Source organism: uncultured Parolsenella sp. (assembly GCF_934660935.1).
GTDB lineage: Bacteria > Actinomycetota > Coriobacteriia > Coriobacteriales > Atopobiaceae > Parolsenella.
Genome location: NZ_CAKUIH010000012.1, coordinates 26984 through 43046, shown reverse-complemented (window position 1 = coordinate 43046; position 16063 = coordinate 26984). Strand labels below are relative to the sequence as shown.

The following is a 16063-nucleotide window of genomic DNA, read 5'->3' as shown; positions in this document are numbered from 1 at the left end:
CCGCCCTAGCAGCCCTCATGATTGCACCGTCCCGGCACGGTCGATCGCCTGAAGTGCATCTACGCGACCTGGTAGCCCGAAGCCGCCCGGCAATCAGCGGGCGGCTTTCATCTCACGGCATCCCGACACAGGTCAACAAGCTCGGCGAGGGAGTGGATGCCGAGTTTGCGATAGGCAGTTCGACGGGCGGAGTTGACGGCGCCGGGAGAGAGGCAGCGTTTTGAGCAAATCTCGGCGCCGCCGCAACCAGCGATCAGAAGCATTGCCACATCTACCTCGGTTTCGTTGAGTCCGCGACTCACGAGATAGGCAGACAGCCTACGACTCCGTCCCCCATCGGCGCTCATCCCGGCACTACTTGACACCCACTCAAGTTCGTCCCTCACCGAGAGAAAGAGCGAGACGGCCCCGGCAATTACGTACACCCCAGAGACAAGGCCCGCAAGCATGGCGCATGCCATAGCGGCCTCATCGTTCGAAATGAGCGCGAGAAGCGCCGGCAGACGAGGCACGAGTCCCGACGAGTAGCCGCCGAGAAGCATTCCCAGCCCAAGACACGAGAACGCCAGCGCTGGGGTGCACAGGTGCCGCACCTCATAGCCGGCGAGCCGGGCAACGACCATGGCCAATGTGAGAACCAGGGCAAGTAGCGGGATAAGCCCCAGTAACGTCCCCACAAAACAGACCGCCGACAACACGCGAAGAGCAGTGCGCGACACGTCATCTCCAGGGCTCACAAACCCATAAAACGCCAGGCAGAGACCCAGCAACATCACTGCCACGTAATCCGTAACCCAGTCTTGGCCGAGCGCCCAGCCCACCACTACGGCAACGCAAAGCACCGCGAGAAGCAGAGTGCGCCACGAGCGAGAGGCCTCGTCACACACATGGTGTGGCTCATCCATGGGCGTCCCGGCTCGCAACTCGTCAATCGACGCAACGCGCAGTTTGTTTAACGCACGCGACTGCAAATTCCTCACGTAGAAGCGCTAATCCCCATTTGAACGGCAACCTTGGCAGAGGAGAGCCCCGCCAGGCGAAGCCGCAGAGCCTCAGACTCACGCGGCGACAGCCCGGAACCTTTAAACGCCGTTCCGGTGCGCCCGGCGTCCGCAATTTCCTCATCGCGTTCCTCCGCCTTGCGCGCAGAAGAGGCGACTCCAAGGGCCATTACCGCCAACGCAAGCGCAAGCAGCACGAAAGGAACCGACATACCCCAGACCAGGGCACGACCAAGCGCGGGAAAGAGCGAGCTGAGCAGCCACGCAAGAAATAGCCCCGCGCAGTAACCGCGGATTATTGAACGTGCCGAACAGGCCCGCAGACGCGTTGCAATAGCTCCAAGGGCAAGGGTCACAACGGACCAGGCGACCGGCGGCAGCAGCATGGCCAATCCACAGGAAGGCGCCCCCGAGCTCAGCGGCCGCATCCCCGGCGCATCGCCCAGTCCGCCCAGCGTGAGCGCCCCTAGCAGCAGCTCGTCATCCGACCCAGCAGTGGCGGCCGAAACTCTAACGAGCGTCCAGTTGGGCATGAGGCGGGCAGACAATCCAAGCAACGCGGCCGCAAGCAGCGCGCACCCCACCGTCCACACACGCTCGCCGTGTTCGCCGGCGGGGAAGTCACCCACGTCACCGGAAACCATATATCCGCAGGCAAACGATGCAAGCGCTGCACACAAGCAGCCAACGTAGGACAGCGCCAGAGCACTGGAGACGCACGGAGTGGAGTTCGCGCTCCCCCATGAGAATCCAGCCGCTCCCCGCCAGCAACCAGACAGGTAGGCGAGCATCGCCAACACACCGGCCACGGCGAGCACGCACTCGTACTTCCCGCGGATGTGCGGAACCATACATCCCGCAAGCCCAGCCAGGGCCATCGCGGGCACTAGCGCGGAGAACGCGAGCGATAGCCCATCGCAGGCAAACGGACTCGGCGGCGCAAGCACCTGAGGTGCCCCAACAAGTAGGGCAAGCCACGCAAGTGGCATGAAGGCCGAGAGACGGAGGCAAGGGTATGTCCGCCTCGAGCCCATTTGCTACTCCAGTCCGTCGAGCTCGCGCTGCCACAACGTGCAGACGGCATCGCTCGGCATCCGTAGGTCGCCGCGCGGGCTCACGGCCACGCTGCCGACCTTGGGACCGTCGGGCAGGCAGCTGCGCTTGAACTGCTGCGAGAAGAAGCGCCAGTAGAACTTGCGCAGCCACTTCATGATCGTCTCGGCATCATAGGTGCCAACTGCGGCGTCATCGGCGTCGGCGCCGCTCGCGTAGCGGCCGCCAAACGCCTCGAGTGCCAGGCGATAGACCTTCGCCGGGCCAAAGCCGCAGCGCAGCACGTTGTAGAGAAAGAAGTCATGGAGCTCGTAGGGGCCCACGAGGTCCTCGGTCTTCTGGGAGATCTTGCCGTCGCCCGTAGCGGGCAGGAGCTCCGGCGAGACCGGCGTGTCGAGCACGTCATCGAGCACGGCGGCGAGCGCGTCATCGCCCTTCAAGCGAGCCTCGTCCGAGACGTATCGAACGAGGTGGCGCACGAGCGTCTTGGGCACGCCGGCGTTCACGCCGTACATGCTCATGTGATCGGCGTTGTAGGTGGCCCAGCCGAGGGCGAGCTCAGAGAGGTCGCCCGTGCCAACCACGAGGCCACCCTCCTTGTTCGCGACGTCCATGAGGATCTGGGTGCGTTCGCGGGCCTGCGCGTTCTCGTAGGTCACGGAGTGGTCCGCCTCGTCATGGCCGATATCCGCGAAGTGCTGGCGAACCGCCGCGGCGATGCTCACCTCACGCAGCTCGCAGCCGAGCGCCTCGGACATGACGCGGGCGTTGTCATGCGTGCGATTCGTGGTGCCGAAGCCAGGCATCGTGATGGCGAGGATACCGGAACGATCGAGGCCGAGTAGGTCGAAGGCGCGGGCACAAACGAGCAGCGCCAGCGTGGAGTCGAGACCGCCGGAGACGCCGATGACCGCGCGCTTCGAGTGCGTGTGGGCGAGGCGCTTCGCAAGGCCGTGGGCCTGGATGGCAAAGATCGACTCGCAGCGCTCGGCACGGCGGGCGGGATCCGCCGGCACGAAGGGGTGCGGGTCCACATAGCGCGAGTCAAGCGAGACCTCGCGCGACGCGAGCGAAAAGAGCGTGGTGACGTAGCCCGATGCCATGGGATCGACGTCGAACGTCGACATGCGCAGACGATCATGGGCAAGAAGGCCGAGGTCTACCACGGCGGTGGCGCCGGTGCAGGCAAGGCCCTCCGCACGCACGAGAAGCTCGTCGTCGAGCGGCTTAGCCTCGCCGACGATGCGGCCGTTCTCAGCCACGAGACAGTGGCCACCATAGACGACATCCTGGGTTGACTCGCCCCAGCCGGCGCTTGCATAGGCGTAGGCGCAGATGAGACGGGCGCTCGTGGAGCTCACGAGGTCACGGCGATAATCCGCCTTGCCCACAAGTTCGTTCGAGGCAGAGAGGTTGCAGACGAGAGTCGCGCCCGCCATGGCGGCAGCGGTGCTCGGCGGGTTGGGGACCCAAAGGTCTTCGCAGATCTCCGCCGCGACGACGAGGCCAGGCACGTCCTCGCACTCGAAGAGCTGTTCCGAGCCAAACGGCACCTCGTCGAAGCCCGCGAAGCCCACGAGCGTCACGTCCTCAGGGCCGGCGGAGAAGCGCCTGCCCTCGTAGAACTCGCCGTAGGTGGGGATGTTACGCTTGGGCACGAGACCGAGGAGCTCGCCGCGCGAGAGAACCGCTGCGCAGTTGTAGAGCTTGGAGGCAACGCGAACCGGCACGCCCACGAGAACAAGGGCGTCTACCTCGGCCGTCTTAGCGGCGAGGGTTGCCAGGCCCTCCTCGGCGACACGCAGGAGCGCGTCCTGCCAGAAGAGGTCCTCGCAGGTGTAGGAGGTGATCGCGAGCTCAGGCAGCACGATGACCTGGGCATCGGAGGCGAGCACGGCCGCCGCGCAAGAATCGACGTTGAACTCAACGTCCGCCACGCGCACCGCCGGCGTCAGCGCCGCAACCCTAATGAATCCGTCTCGCATCTCATACCTCCTACCTGAAAAAGGGACAGTCCCTTTTTCAGGTCACGCCTCGTTGATAATCCATTTGCCAAGGCCGGTCAGCCTCTCGATCTGGCGCACAGACAGGCCCGCATCCTTAAGGTCAAAGAGTAGCGCATTGCGGCGCGGCCGCTCCATCGCTTTGATGTCTCCCGGGGCGATATCGCCAAGGATGCGCCGCGCGACCTCGCGGGCCTCGGCATCTGTAACCCGCGAGCGCTGGCCAAAGCGATAGTCGCCCTCGCCCTGGGCCTGGAACACGCGAAACCCCTCCCTGCCGCCGCACATGCCGAGCACCAGCGTGACGGTCGCGATCCCCTGGACGCCCGATGCGTACTCGTGGTAGCTGCTCCACAAATACTCGTCCGCCGGACAAATGCCCGCCTTGGCAGGATTGTTGTGGATATAGCGCGCCGCCTGCAACAGATAGGCCTCGCTCTCGACCGGTTGGCTCTTAAACCTCTGCTGGAAGACGTGGCCGATATGACCCGTCTTCGCGTTGAAACGCATGGCGTACCCCGTGGTGAGCGACTTCATGAAGTCGCTCAGTCGATTGCCGCGATCCTCGAGGAGGAGATGCACGTGGTTGGACATGAGGCAGTAGGCGTGGACGAGCACGCCACACTTCTCGGCCGCCGCGGAAACTAGCTCGAGAAACGCACGATAGTCGCTTGCGTCCTCGAACAGGTTTTGGCCGCCGTTGCCCTTCGCGACAACGTGATAGAAACCGGATTCCGACCTTGCGCGCGCACTCCTCGGCATATGAACGCCTCCCCACCCGTCGATTAAGGTGAGGAGGCTTATACCCGTTCGGTCCTCTAAAAACCTGACAAACGGAACATCGCTTTTGCGAGCTTTAAAACCTGAAAAAGGGACTGTCCCTTTTTCAGGTCACTACAGGCTCATGTTGGGGGTGGCGTCCATGGATGGGTCGGAGAACTCGCCGAGGTCGAACTTGCGCTTGGCAACGAGGGCGATCATCGCGGCGTTGTCCGTGCAGGCAGTGAGGGGCGGCACGGTGACGCGCACGTGCATGCGGCCGAACTTACGCTTGTACGCCTCGCGGAGCTGGGGGTTCGCCGCGACGCCACCGCCCACGCAGAAGTCGCGGGCGCCGGTCTTCGAGACGGCCTCGGCTGCCTTCGCCACCTGCACGTCAATGACCGCAGCCTCGAAGCTCGCCGCGAGGTCGGGCAGGTTGATAGCGCGTCCGGCACGGTTCTCGTTATTGATGTAGGTGATGACGCTGGTCTTGAGACCCGAGAGCGAGAAGCTGTAATCGCCGCTGTGCATCATCGCACGCGGGAAGTGAATCGCCTTGCGGTTGCCCTTCTCGGCCAGGCGGCTGATAACGGGGCCGCCCGGATAGCCCAGACCCAGCGCCTTGGCGACCTTGTCGAAGGCCTCGCCCACGGCATCGTCGATGGTCTGGCCGAGGACCTCGTAGTCGCCCCAGTCGCGCACGTGGACGAGCATGGTGTGGCCGCCCGAGACGAGGCTCGCCACGAAGGGCGGCTTGAGGTCGGGGGTCTCGAAGAGATTGGCGAAGAGATGGCCCTCGAGATGGTTCACGCCAATAAGCGGCAGGTCAGCACCGGAGGCAAGACCCTTGGCAAACGCGATGCCCACCACGAGAGCGCCAACGAGACCCGGCCCTTGGGTTACACCCACGGCGGCAAGGTCTGCCGGGACGAGCGTGTCGACGCCAAAGTGAGCTCCGGCCTTCGCCATCGTCTCTTCGTAGACGCCGACGATCGCCTCCGTGTGCTTACGGCTCGCGATCTCCGGAACAACGCCGCCAAAGCGTGCGTGGAAGTCGATCTGGGTGGCGACGACGTTGGCGACGATCTCGCCCGCGCCGTCGATGACGGCCATCGCGGTCTCGTCACAGCTGCTCTCGATGGCAAGGATCAGGGGACCGGCGGCAGCGATTGCCTCGTGCGCGGCATCTCCACGCGGAGCGGCCACAATGGGCCACGGGCGGACGGAAGCGTGCGGATCGGGCGTGTCATGACGGCTTGGCGTCACGAGCGGAAGCTGCGCCTCCATGATAAGAGCGGCGTGACCCTGTCCATAGTAGTTGGGCCTACGGCCGACCTCGGCATAGCCGAGACCCGCATAAAGCGCCTGAGCTGCGGCGTTATCAACGTCCGCTTCAAGCACGGAGGTCGTGGCACCCAGCATCTGCGCGTCATAGGTCACACGGGCGAGCAGCCTTGCGGCGATACCCTCACGGCGGCGCGAGGGGGCCACGGCGACGTTGTCGATCTGGATCTCTCCGCCGGCGACGACGCCTCCGGCATAGCCCACGATGGAGCCCTCGTCATGAGCGACCCACCAGATGTGACCGGGAAGCGCGAGGTCATCCGCAAAGAGGTTCTCGCTCCAGGGCGTGTGGTTCGAATCGCCAAAGACCTTGAGCTCAAGCGCCGCGAGCGCCGCGGGGTCATTGGCATTGGCAGGACGGAGCTGGAGGTGACGGTCTGCGAGCGCGTCATCGCACCCCGTGGTGGTGACGGTTGCGGGAGAGGCGAGGCCGAGGCGCTTTGCCTCGTTCTCCTCGGCGTCGGAGAGACGCGTGTAGACGGGGAGCACGAGCGCGGGGTCACCGCTGTTTGCCGGAGCGGTGTTCTCGCCGTCAAACGTCCCAGCCGCCGCGGCAGCGCGAATCAGGCCCTCGCCCACCGGATGCCAGGCATCCTCGCTCGCAAAACGCGCGAAGCCGGCCTCCTCATACTGGGCGCGGTACTTGGCAAGGCCATCGCCCGCGAGGATGATCTCCCCAGCGTCCGGGCGCTCCGCCCAGGCAGCGACGGCATCCGCCGCCTTGACGACGGTCTCCACCTCAAACAGACGCACGGGGCCGCTCTCGTCAACCTGATACAGACCGGGGTAGACCTCGCGACGCATGGCATCGCCAACGACTCCCACGAGGCCGCGCACGCCAGACTTCCAGACGCCCCAAGCGACGGCGTCGAGAGTCGAGGCGCCAAAGAGCGGGCGCTCAAGGCCGCAGGCAAGGCCCTTGGCAGTCGCGATGCCAATGCGCACCCCCGTAAAGCTGCCGGGGCCACGCCCCACGAGAACGCAATCCACATCCCCGCGCGTAAGGCCGGCACGCTCGAGCACGCCGGCGCACGTGTTCACAAGTTCCTCGTTCGCATGGCGACGGCACAGGTGATCGCCCGCGGCAAGCAGCTCGACGCGTTCGCCCTCGACGCGTCCAACGGCGCATGCGAGCATATCCGTCGAGGTATCGACGGCGAGAACGATGTGTGAAGATGCGGCTAGGCTCATGGGTTACGGCCCCTCTCGGCAGTGCGTTTAACCCATCAAGTGTAGCCGTCTAGCACGCACGACGCACGCGCGGGACATCAAGCGCCATGGCAACGGCACGCGTGACGCCGGGCGGCGGCCCAGCGCGCAAAGCGTGCGCCCGTGACGCGCGCACGCAGCACGCACGCGGCACGCGCCCGCAGCGTGCACGTAGCACGCGTTCGCGACGCAGGCCCTACCCCAGCGCGGCCACGATCTTTTCGCCGCGCGCATCGTGCGCGACGAGGCGAATCTCGCGGCAAGGCTCCTCGCCCGGTGCCGCGCCCTCCTCGTCACGCGTCACGAACACGTCAAGGCGCTCGTCACCCAATTCGTCAGAGAATTGCTCACCCCACTCGATGACGCAGACGCCATCGCCGCCAAGCACGTCCCACACGCCAGCGTCGCCGAGCTCCTCGGCATCATGCAGACGATAGAGGTCGAAGTGGTAGAGCGGCATGCGTTCGCCCTCATGAACGGCCTCGAGAGCGAACGTCGGGCTCGTAACCTCGTCCTCGACACCCATGGCGGCGGCGATGCCCTTCGTGAGCTGCGTCTTGCCGGCACCGAGGTCTCCCGTGAGCACCAGGACGTCGCCCGGTTCGAGCGCAGCTCCCAGACGCTTGCCCAGCTCGAACGTCTCCTCGGGGCTCGCGCTCTCGAAGCATCCGGTCATCGCGCCGCCTCCTCAGGAAGACCCGCGCCTGCAGGTGCCTTCTTGCCGGCAGCGTCCGCGACCGGCCTCACGTTGTGGGCGGTCGCCGCAGCAGCCGTGACCTCTCCGCGCGGATTGGCGGCAAGCCAAGCACCCACGCGCGCGAGGTCTTCCTCGAGCAGGGGCTGCCAATCGGAGTGGTAGATGCAGGCGGCCGGATGGAACGTGGGCGCCACGACGAAGTGACCCTGCTGGTAGAGCTTGCCGCGCAGCTGCGTCACGCCGCGATCGGTCTTGAGAACCCACTGCGAGGCAAAGTTGCCCAGGCAGACGATGACGTCAGGCCAGACGGAACGGATCTGCTCACGTAGGAAGGGCGAGCACGCCTCGATCTCGTCCGGCTTGGGGTTACGGTTTCCGGGCGGGCGGCACTTCACGACGTTGGCGATGTATATCTCCTCACGCGTGAGACCTGCGATGGAGAGGAGGGAATCCAGCTTCTTACCGGCGGCGCCCACGAAGGGCTCGCCCTTGAGGTCCTCGTTCTTGCCCGGACCCTCGCCCACGAACATCACGCGAGCATGGGGGTCTCCGGTTCCAAAGACGAGGTGGGAGCGCGTCTGCCCGAGCTCACAGCGCTTGCAGTCGCCGAGCAGGTTCTCGATCTCCTCGAGCATGACCTCGCCAGGCTTCTGGTTGACGTGGCCGGGGATCTTCATGACGGACACGAGGAAAACCTCCTAGATGTAAACCTTCTCGAGGCGGGCACCGAAGTTGCACGTCACCTCATAGTTGATGGTTCCGCGCAGGTCAGCTATCTCCTCGGCGGTGATGCGCTCGTCGCCGTCCGCGCCCATGACGGTCACGAGGTCACCGTAGTGGACCTCGTCCATCGGGCGAGCGGCGCGAGTCGTGTTGACGTCAACGGCGAACATGCACTGGTCCATGCAGATGTTTCCCACCTGCGGGCAACGGGTGCCATGAACCAGGACGTCCATCTTGCCGGAAAGCGAACGCGCGAGGCCATCCGCATAGCCGATCGGGAAGGTCGCGATCTGAACGTTCTGCCTGGCGACGGAGTAGGTCTGGCCATAGCCCACACCAGAGCCCACCGGCGGATACACGACGCGCGTCACACGGGCGCGCACACTCATGACCGGGTCGAGGGAGATGTGGGGGCGCGTGGAATCCGCAGGCTGCATGCCGTAAAGGCCAACGCCCACGCGACACATGTCGAGGTGGGTCTCCGGATGGAGCACCGTAGCCGGGGTGTTGTCGCAGTGCACAAGGCCGCAGTCAACGCCAGCGGCGCGCATCTCGGCGACGGCCTCGGTGAAGCGACGATACTGCAGGCCGAAGGTCCAGTCATTGGGGACGTCCGCCGTGGCAAAGTGCGTGAAGGTGCCCGCGCACGAGAGGCCGCGGTGGAAATCGATGCTGTGCCGGAATTCGAGGGCGTCCTTCCAGCCCACGCCGATGCGAGTCATGCCCGTCTCGATGGCGAGATGGTACTTGCCCACCTTGTCGAACGCCGCGGCGCACTCCCCATAGGCAAGGGCAAACTCGGGCGTGTAGACGCTCGGCATTATGTCGTTCTCGATGAGGGTCTGGACGCACTCCATCGGAGGCTCGGAGAGGATGAGGATGGGCCAGGTGACACCTGCCCTGCGAAGCTCAAGCCCCTCCTCCACCGTGGCGACGGCAAACTGGTCCGCGCCGGCGGCATGCATGACCTTCACGCACTCGACAGCGCCGTGTCCATAGGCATCCGCCTTGACGACGGCCATCATGCGCACGCCCGGTTCGAGCTTCTCCTTGAACGCGCGCGTATTGCGACGCAGCGCGCCCTTGTCGATCTCGACCCAGGACCAACGCGTGTCCGGACACCTATGCTGAACCATGGGTATGCGCCTCCGTGTCGCCGGCAAGGCCGGCCCTCGACCACCGACATCGCCGGCGGTGCCGCTGTCTTACTGTTCTTCGCCCTCCGCCTCAGGGGCGATGTCCGCGCCGCTGAAGGCCGCACGGTCCTCGACCGCGTCGAGCGCGACACCGACGGAATCGATTATATCCGCCGCCATGACGCCCCTCGAACCGAAGCGCTCCTGGGCGATAGACGCGGCGCAGCCATGGACCTCGCAGGCGAGGGCCGTGAGCGTGGGAAGGTTCTCCGTCTCGACGCCACGGGAAAGCAGGCCCGCCATGATGCCGGCGAGCACATCGCCCGAGCCAGCAGTCGCGAGGCAAGCGGGGCCCGGCTTGGGCAGCAGAGCCACCTCGACACCCACGCAGGCCGTGGCGGTACCCTTGGCAACCACCACGATCTCGCTGCCGCCATCCGCCCAGACCACGCGACGCGCCGCGTCGAGGGCCGAGGTCAGGGTGTCAGGAGAGGCATCGCCGGTAAGACCCACGAGCCTGCCCAGCTCGCGGCGGTGCGGGGTGAGGACGAGAGGGGCACTGCGACGCAGGAGCTCGGGGAACTCGTCCAGGGCGTTGTTCGTGAGGCGCGCGATGCTGTTGAGGCCATCCGCGTCGACGACGAGCGGCGTCTTGCCCTCGAGCAGCGTGGAGACGACACCCACGGTGCCACCCGTCACGCACATGCCGGGACCCACAAGCACGGCCGAGCGACGCGCGGCAAGCTCGGCCACCTGGGCGCGCGCGGCATTGGAGAAGGTGCCGTCCGCATCCGCCGGAAGGCCCACGACGGGAATCTCCAGCAGGTGCGTGCGCGCGAGGTTCGCGACGGGCTCCGGCACGGCGAGCGTCACGTAGCCGGCGCCAGCACGCGCGGCGGCCTTGGCGGCCATGATCGCAGCGCCCGGGAAGCGCGTCGAGCCGCCAACCACGAGGACGCTGCCACGCGTGTACTTATCCACCACGCACGTAGGAGGCTGGAGAACGTCGACGTAATCCGCCGTCTCGCAGCGCCAGGCCACGGGATCCGCCTCGTACACGAGCTTGGCCGTCTGCTCTGCGAGCGGAGCCACCACGATGGAGCCGCAGACGTCGCGGCCATCGTCAGAGAGAAGACCGGGCTTCAGGGCGAGCATCGTGATCGTGACGTCCGCCACCACCACGGCTCCCGGGGCACGGCCGGTCTGTGCGGAAAGGCCGCTCGGGACGTCAACGGAGACCACGCGGGCTCCGGAGGAATTCAGCGCGTCAATCCAGATGGAGAGCGGGGCGACGGGAGCGTCATGGAAGCCCGTGCCGAGCATGGCGTCAAGCACGACGTCAGCCGCGCCGAGCAGCTGGTCGAGCTCGTCACGAGAGGGACCCACCAGGTACTTCACGCCAGACTCGATGGCGGCGCGGGCCACCATGGGGGCGAGGTCGCCATGGAGGTTCTCAGGCTCGCAAGGCGTCACCACGCGAACGTCAACGCCCGACGCCTTGAGATCCTCGGCGGCAACCCAGCCGTCTCCGCCGTTGTTGCCAAAGCCCGTAAGGACAACGACGCGCGAGACGTCGCCCAGGTGCATGACCTCCTGAGCCGCCGCGCCACCGGCGCGATGCATGAGCTCGGAGACGCTCACTCCCGCATCGGAGAGGCGCCTCTCGACCGCGCGGATATCCTCGATATTAAGAACCGGCTGCATACCCGATCACCTTCCGTTATCGACGCGCTCGAGCTCATCGATAATCGAGCGCGCCTCCTTGAACGACTCCGCCAGCTCACGGCGGGGATCGCGTGCATCGTCAACCTTGGGGGCCGTCTCCGCCGTCGTGGCGACAGCGTTCGCAACTGCCATCTCACGAGTGAACGACAGCGAAATGGCGACGGACAGGACGCCGCGCTCTTGGGCGACCTCGGCCGCGCGGCCCTTGAGGACCGCCTGGGGCCTGCCCGCGGCATCCCTCGAGACGCTCACGTCATCAAAGCGCACGCCCTTGCCAAAGCCGCAGCCCAGCGCCTTGAGAACCGCCTCGCGGGCGGCAAAGCGGCACGCGTAGTGCGCCGCCGGACGCGTGCTGTGCTCGCAGTACTCGCGCTCCTCGTCCGTGAACACGCGGAGGGCAAAACGCGGGGTACGCGACAAGATCTTCTCCATGCGTGAGATCTCGACGATATCGACGCCAACTCCTGCCAGTGCCATGAGCCTCCCAGCCTCTCGGTATCCCATCTAGTCTAGCGCGAGAAGACCGCTTCGAGGAGGAGGCTCACAAGGAGAGGATTAGGACGGCAACAAAAAAGGGAGGGGCGGCGTGCCCCTCCCTCGAGATAGTTAACGCGTACAGCCGGTGTCCACGCGAGGCCGCCCCCCTCGGCCAAACCCGCAAGGTCTTGCAAGTCACAGCTCGTCGCGGCCCACGCCGCCAGACGCCAGGTCGCAGCCGGGCATCCCGGGCGCTGAACGCGAGGTCTCCGCCGGGCGCCGGGCGCGAGGTCTCCGTCCTACTCCACGGTAACGGACTTGGCGAGGTTCCTCGGCTGGTCGACGTCGCAGCCACGCAGAATCGCGACTTCGCGAGCCAGGAGCTGCAGCGGCACCGTGGCCGTGATGGCGCTGAAGGCGTCGCGCACCTTGGGGACCCAGATGACGTGATCGGCGATCTTGCCAATCTCCTCGTCTCCCTCGGTCGCGATCGCGATGATCATGGCGCCGCGGGCCTCGCACTCCTTGAGGTTGGAGACGGTCTTGTCATACGTCGGGCTCTTAGTGGTCACGGCGATGACCGGGAAGCCGGGATCGATCAGGGCGATGGGGCCATGCTTCATCTCGCCAGCAGCGTAGGCCTCTGCGTGCAGGTAGCTGACCTCCTTGAGCTTGAGCGCGCCCTCGTAGGAAATGGCAGCACCCATACCGCGGCCAACGAACAGCGCGGACTGCGCGTCCTTGCATGCGAGAGCTGCCTCGTGAATGGCATCGCCCTGGGTGTCGAGGATGTGCTGGATCTGCTCGGCGGTATCGCCCAGCTCGCGGAAGAGCATGCGGCACTGCTTGGTGGTGAGGCGATACTTCACCTGGCCCAGAAGCATCGCCAGAAGCGTGAGGCTCACGACCTGGCCGATGAAGCTCTTGGTCGAAGCGACGGCGATCTCCTTGTTCGCCTTGGTGTAGATGACGCCATCACTCTCGCGAGCCACCGGACTGCCGACGACGTTCGTGATGCCGAAGACCTTGGCTCCCTTGATGCGCGCGTCGCGAATGGCGGCGAGGGTATCAGCCGTCTCGCCGGACTGCGACACGGCGACGACCAAAGTGGAGGGCGTGATGATGGGGTCGCGATAGCGGAACTCGCTCGCGGCCTCGACCTCGGTGGGAATGCGTGCCCAGGACTCGATGAGGTTCTTGGCGATAAGGCCGGCGTGATAGGAGGTTCCGCAGGCGATGACATAGACGCGGTCGACGTCGTTCAGCTCCTCGAGGGAAAGGCCGAGCTCATCGATGTCGATGCCGCCAGCGGCGCTCAGACGCCCGACAAGCGTGTCGCGAACGACACGCGGCTGCTCGTGGATCTCCTTGAGCATGAAGTCCGGATAGCCCGCCTTCTCTGCCATGTCGATGTCCCAGTCGATGTGGGTGACCTCAGGCTCAATCGCGGCACCCATCTCGTCGGTAAAGGAGATTCCCTCCGGAGTGAGCTTCGCGAACTGGCCATCCTCGAGAACGACGACGTCGCGAGTCGCATCGATGAGGGCAATCACGTCAGAGGCCACGTAAGAGCCGGTCTCGCCACGGCCGATAACAATGGGCGAATCCTTGCGGGCGACGGCAACCACGCCAGGCTCGTCGGCACAGACAGCGGCAAGGCCGTAGGCGCCCACGACATGCGTGCAGGCCTCTCGAACGGCGGCCATGAGATCGCCGGTCTTCGTGTAACCCTCCTCGATGAGGTGGGCGAATACCTCGGTGTCCGTCTCGGACTTGAAGACGTGTCCACGGGAGATGAGCTCTTCGCGGAGCTCCGCAAAGTTCTCGATGATGCCGTTGTGGACGATCGCGATGCGGCCGTCGCAGCTCGTGTGGGGGTGGGCATTGGCGACAGAGGGCTTGCCGTGGGTCGCCCAACGCGTGTGGCCGATGCCACAAGTCGACTCCTCGTCCATGTGGTCGAGCTCGGACTCGAGACCCGCGACCTTACCCACGCGACGAATCACATCAAGGCGGGCTTCGGCGCCGTCGCCCACCTCAAGCGCCACGCCCGCGGAATCATAGCCGCGGTACTCGAGACGCTTCAGGCCATTGATGAGAATATTCTTTACGGCTTCAGAGCCGGTATAGCCTACGATTCCGCACATATCGCTCTCCCTCCGTTGTGCCGCGCTCCGATTTGGCGCGATAAGGCGCACCATCGAAGACCTCGCAACGTGGTGACAAACCTACGGGGAAATAGCCTAGCGGCTGATTTTTCGTCCGGAGGTTTCGTTCGCGAAAAAATAGCGCTGATATTCAGGGGAGTTGGATAATCGCAGGTAAAATTTAATCGCTTGATATATCAACCACGAAATATATACAGTGGCATGTCGGGAATTCGGCGCCAGCAAGCAACGCCGTCAGCGCTGACGGCCACGATTTCACCGCTGACGGCCCTGTCTTCACCGCCGACAGCCACGATTTCACCGCGACGCCCCTGATTTTGACCAAACCAAGAAGTCTTTATATTAACGGATAGCGACTGTGAGCAGCCAAACGGTCTTCGACCGAGTAGCGCGCTTGTCATCGTCTGCGTTTGCCCAGGTAAACGTCTTGCGGAAATGATTGCTACTCGGCACAAAACGATTTGGCTGCTCACAGTCGCTATCCCCCTATTTATGACGAAGGTAGGGCCATCTCAGACAAGCCGAAGGCAATGCCGCCCTCAGACCAACCCTCTCGAATCGAACGATCCAAATAGGGACCTTCATAGCCAAGGGGCCTTTCACGCTCGCCGAACACGCAAACAGCCGACAAACCAGTAAGTGCCGCGAACAAACGCCGCGTGGAACGCCAGCCCACCTCTCGTTAAAAAAAGGCCCGCCAGCCGAAAGGCTGACGGACCTGACAAGCAAATATGCCTCTGAGACTTAGCGCTTCGAGAACTGCGGGCGCTTACGGGCCTTCTTGAGACCCGGCTTCTTGCGCTCGACGGCACGAGCGTCGCGGGTGAGGAAGCCAGCCTTCTTCAGGTCAGCGCGGTAGTCGCCGGCCTCGAGGAGGGCGCGGGCGATGCCCAGACGAAGGGCGCCGGACTGACCGGAGATGCCGCCGCCGTCGCACAGGGCGATGACGTCGAAGTGCTCAGCGGTGTCCGTCACCTTGAAAGGAGCGCAGGCGTCGTCGACGAGCTGCTGACGGCCAAAGTAGTTAAGGGCGTCGCGGCCGTTGACGGTGACCTTGCCGGTGCCGGGAACGAGACGGACGCGGGCGACAGCCTCCTTGCGGCGGCCGGTGCCAGTGTAGACAGCAGTGTTGTCAGCCATCGGTTAGGCCCTCCAATCAATCTGAACGGGGTTCTGAGCGGCGTGCGGGTGCTCCGGGCCAGCGTAGACCTTAAGCTTGGTGAACTGCTTGCGACCAAGCGAGGACTTGGGAAGCATGCCCTTGATCGCGTGCTCGATGACGCGCTCGGGGTGCTTCTCCATGGCCTCCGTGAAGCTCTCGAACTTCATGCCGCCCAGCCAACCGCTGTAGCGCCAATAGCGCTTGCTGTCGGCCTTAACGCCGGTAAGCTGGACCTTATCAGCGTTGATGATGACGACGAAATCACCCGTGTCGGTGTGCGGGGTGTACTGCGGCTTGTTCTTGCCGCGAAGGATCATGGCAGCCTTCGTGGCGAGACGGCCGAGCGTGGCACCCTCAGCATCGATGAGGACCCAATTGCGGGTGACCTCTCCGGGCTTGGCGTACTGAGTCGACTTCATTTGACTCCTCCGTGTGCTTACGTGTTGCTTTGTACTTATGCGAGGTTACGGGGCTCTGCAAAAGTAGCTTTCAAATTGTAGCGCGCAGTCGGAGAAGTTCAAGGAAAACGCACGAGTTTTCGCAAATATGTGTGGGAATTGCGGCCAGGTTCATCCGCGATGTCAATCAGGGCTCAAAATCCCG

At 64.7% G+C, this 16063-nt stretch carries 12 protein-coding genes and 1 pseudogene; all 13 read right to left on the bottom strand.

The genetic code is table 11. The annotated features are described in order from the left end of the window. Window positions 1-107 precede the first annotated feature (107 nt). Window positions 108-623 carry a LuxR C-terminal-related transcriptional regulator gene (locus Q0H23_RS06800; RefSeq protein ID WP_293836903.1) on the bottom strand — a complete coding sequence of 172 codons (516 nt, stop codon included), beginning with the start codon at window positions 621-623 and terminating at the stop codon, window positions 108-110. A gap of 353 nt (window positions 624-976) precedes the next feature. Further along, window positions 977-1645 carry a LuxR C-terminal-related transcriptional regulator gene (locus Q0H23_RS06795; RefSeq protein ID WP_293836901.1) on the bottom strand — a complete coding sequence of 223 codons (669 nt, stop codon included), beginning with the start codon at window positions 1643-1645 and terminating at the stop codon, window positions 977-979. A 393-nt stretch (window positions 1646-2038) separates the two neighbouring features. Further along, a complete protein-coding gene (locus tag Q0H23_RS06790) occupies window positions 2039-4039 on the bottom strand; it encodes an NAD(+) synthase (protein ID WP_293836899.1) in 2001 nt (666 codons plus the stop codon). Window positions 4040-4081: 42 nt separating this feature from the next. Further along, on the bottom strand, window positions 4082-4819 hold the full coding sequence (locus tag Q0H23_RS06785) for a transposase (protein ID WP_293836897.1): 738 nt from the start codon (window positions 4817-4819) through the stop codon (window positions 4082-4084). Between the two features lie 132 nt (window positions 4820-4951). Next, a complete protein-coding gene (gene tsaD / locus Q0H23_RS06780) occupies window positions 4952-7354 on the bottom strand; it encodes a tRNA (adenosine(37)-N6)-threonylcarbamoyltransferase complex transferase subunit TsaD (RefSeq protein WP_293836895.1) in 2403 nt (800 codons plus the stop codon). Window positions 7355-7568: 214 nt separating this feature from the next. After that, window positions 7569-8042, bottom strand: a pseudogene (gene tsaE, locus Q0H23_RS06775) (tRNA (adenosine(37)-N6)-threonylcarbamoyltransferase complex ATPase subunit type 1 TsaE); the annotation flags it as partial. A gap of 2 nt (window positions 8043-8044) precedes the next feature. Beyond that, entirely contained in the window at window positions 8045-8755 is a 711-nt protein-coding gene (locus tag Q0H23_RS06770) for a uracil-DNA glycosylase (protein WP_293836891.1), read from the bottom strand. Window positions 8756-8767: 12 nt separating this feature from the next. Next, window positions 8768-9928, bottom strand: coding sequence for an alanine racemase (gene alr / locus Q0H23_RS06765; protein WP_293836889.1), 1161 nt, complete (start codon window positions 9926-9928; stop codon window positions 8768-8770). A 69-nt stretch (window positions 9929-9997) separates the two neighbouring features. Continuing rightward, a complete protein-coding gene (locus Q0H23_RS06760) occupies window positions 9998-11632 on the bottom strand; it encodes an NAD(P)H-hydrate dehydratase (RefSeq protein WP_293836887.1) in 1635 nt (544 codons plus the stop codon). A gap of 6 nt (window positions 11633-11638) precedes the next feature. Beyond that, entirely contained in the window at window positions 11639-12130 is a 492-nt protein-coding gene (gene acpS / locus Q0H23_RS06755; protein ID WP_293836885.1) for a holo-ACP synthase, read from the bottom strand. A gap of 299 nt (window positions 12131-12429) precedes the next feature. Further along, complete coding sequence (glmS, locus tag Q0H23_RS06750; RefSeq protein ID WP_293836883.1) at window positions 12430-14277, bottom strand: glutamine--fructose-6-phosphate transaminase (isomerizing); 1848 nt, start codon at window positions 14275-14277, stop codon at window positions 12430-12432. Window positions 14278-15042: 765 nt separating this feature from the next. Next, window positions 15043-15438, bottom strand: coding sequence for a 30S ribosomal protein S9 (gene rpsI, locus Q0H23_RS06745; RefSeq protein ID WP_293815297.1), 396 nt, complete (start codon window positions 15436-15438; stop codon window positions 15043-15045). A 3-nt stretch (window positions 15439-15441) separates the two neighbouring features. After that, the gene (gene rplM, locus Q0H23_RS06740; protein ID WP_293836881.1) at window positions 15442-15879 is read right to left on the bottom strand and encodes a 50S ribosomal protein L13; all 438 of its coding nucleotides are present in this window, start codon (window positions 15877-15879) and stop codon (window positions 15442-15444) included. Between the last annotated feature and the right edge of the window lie 184 nt (window positions 15880-16063).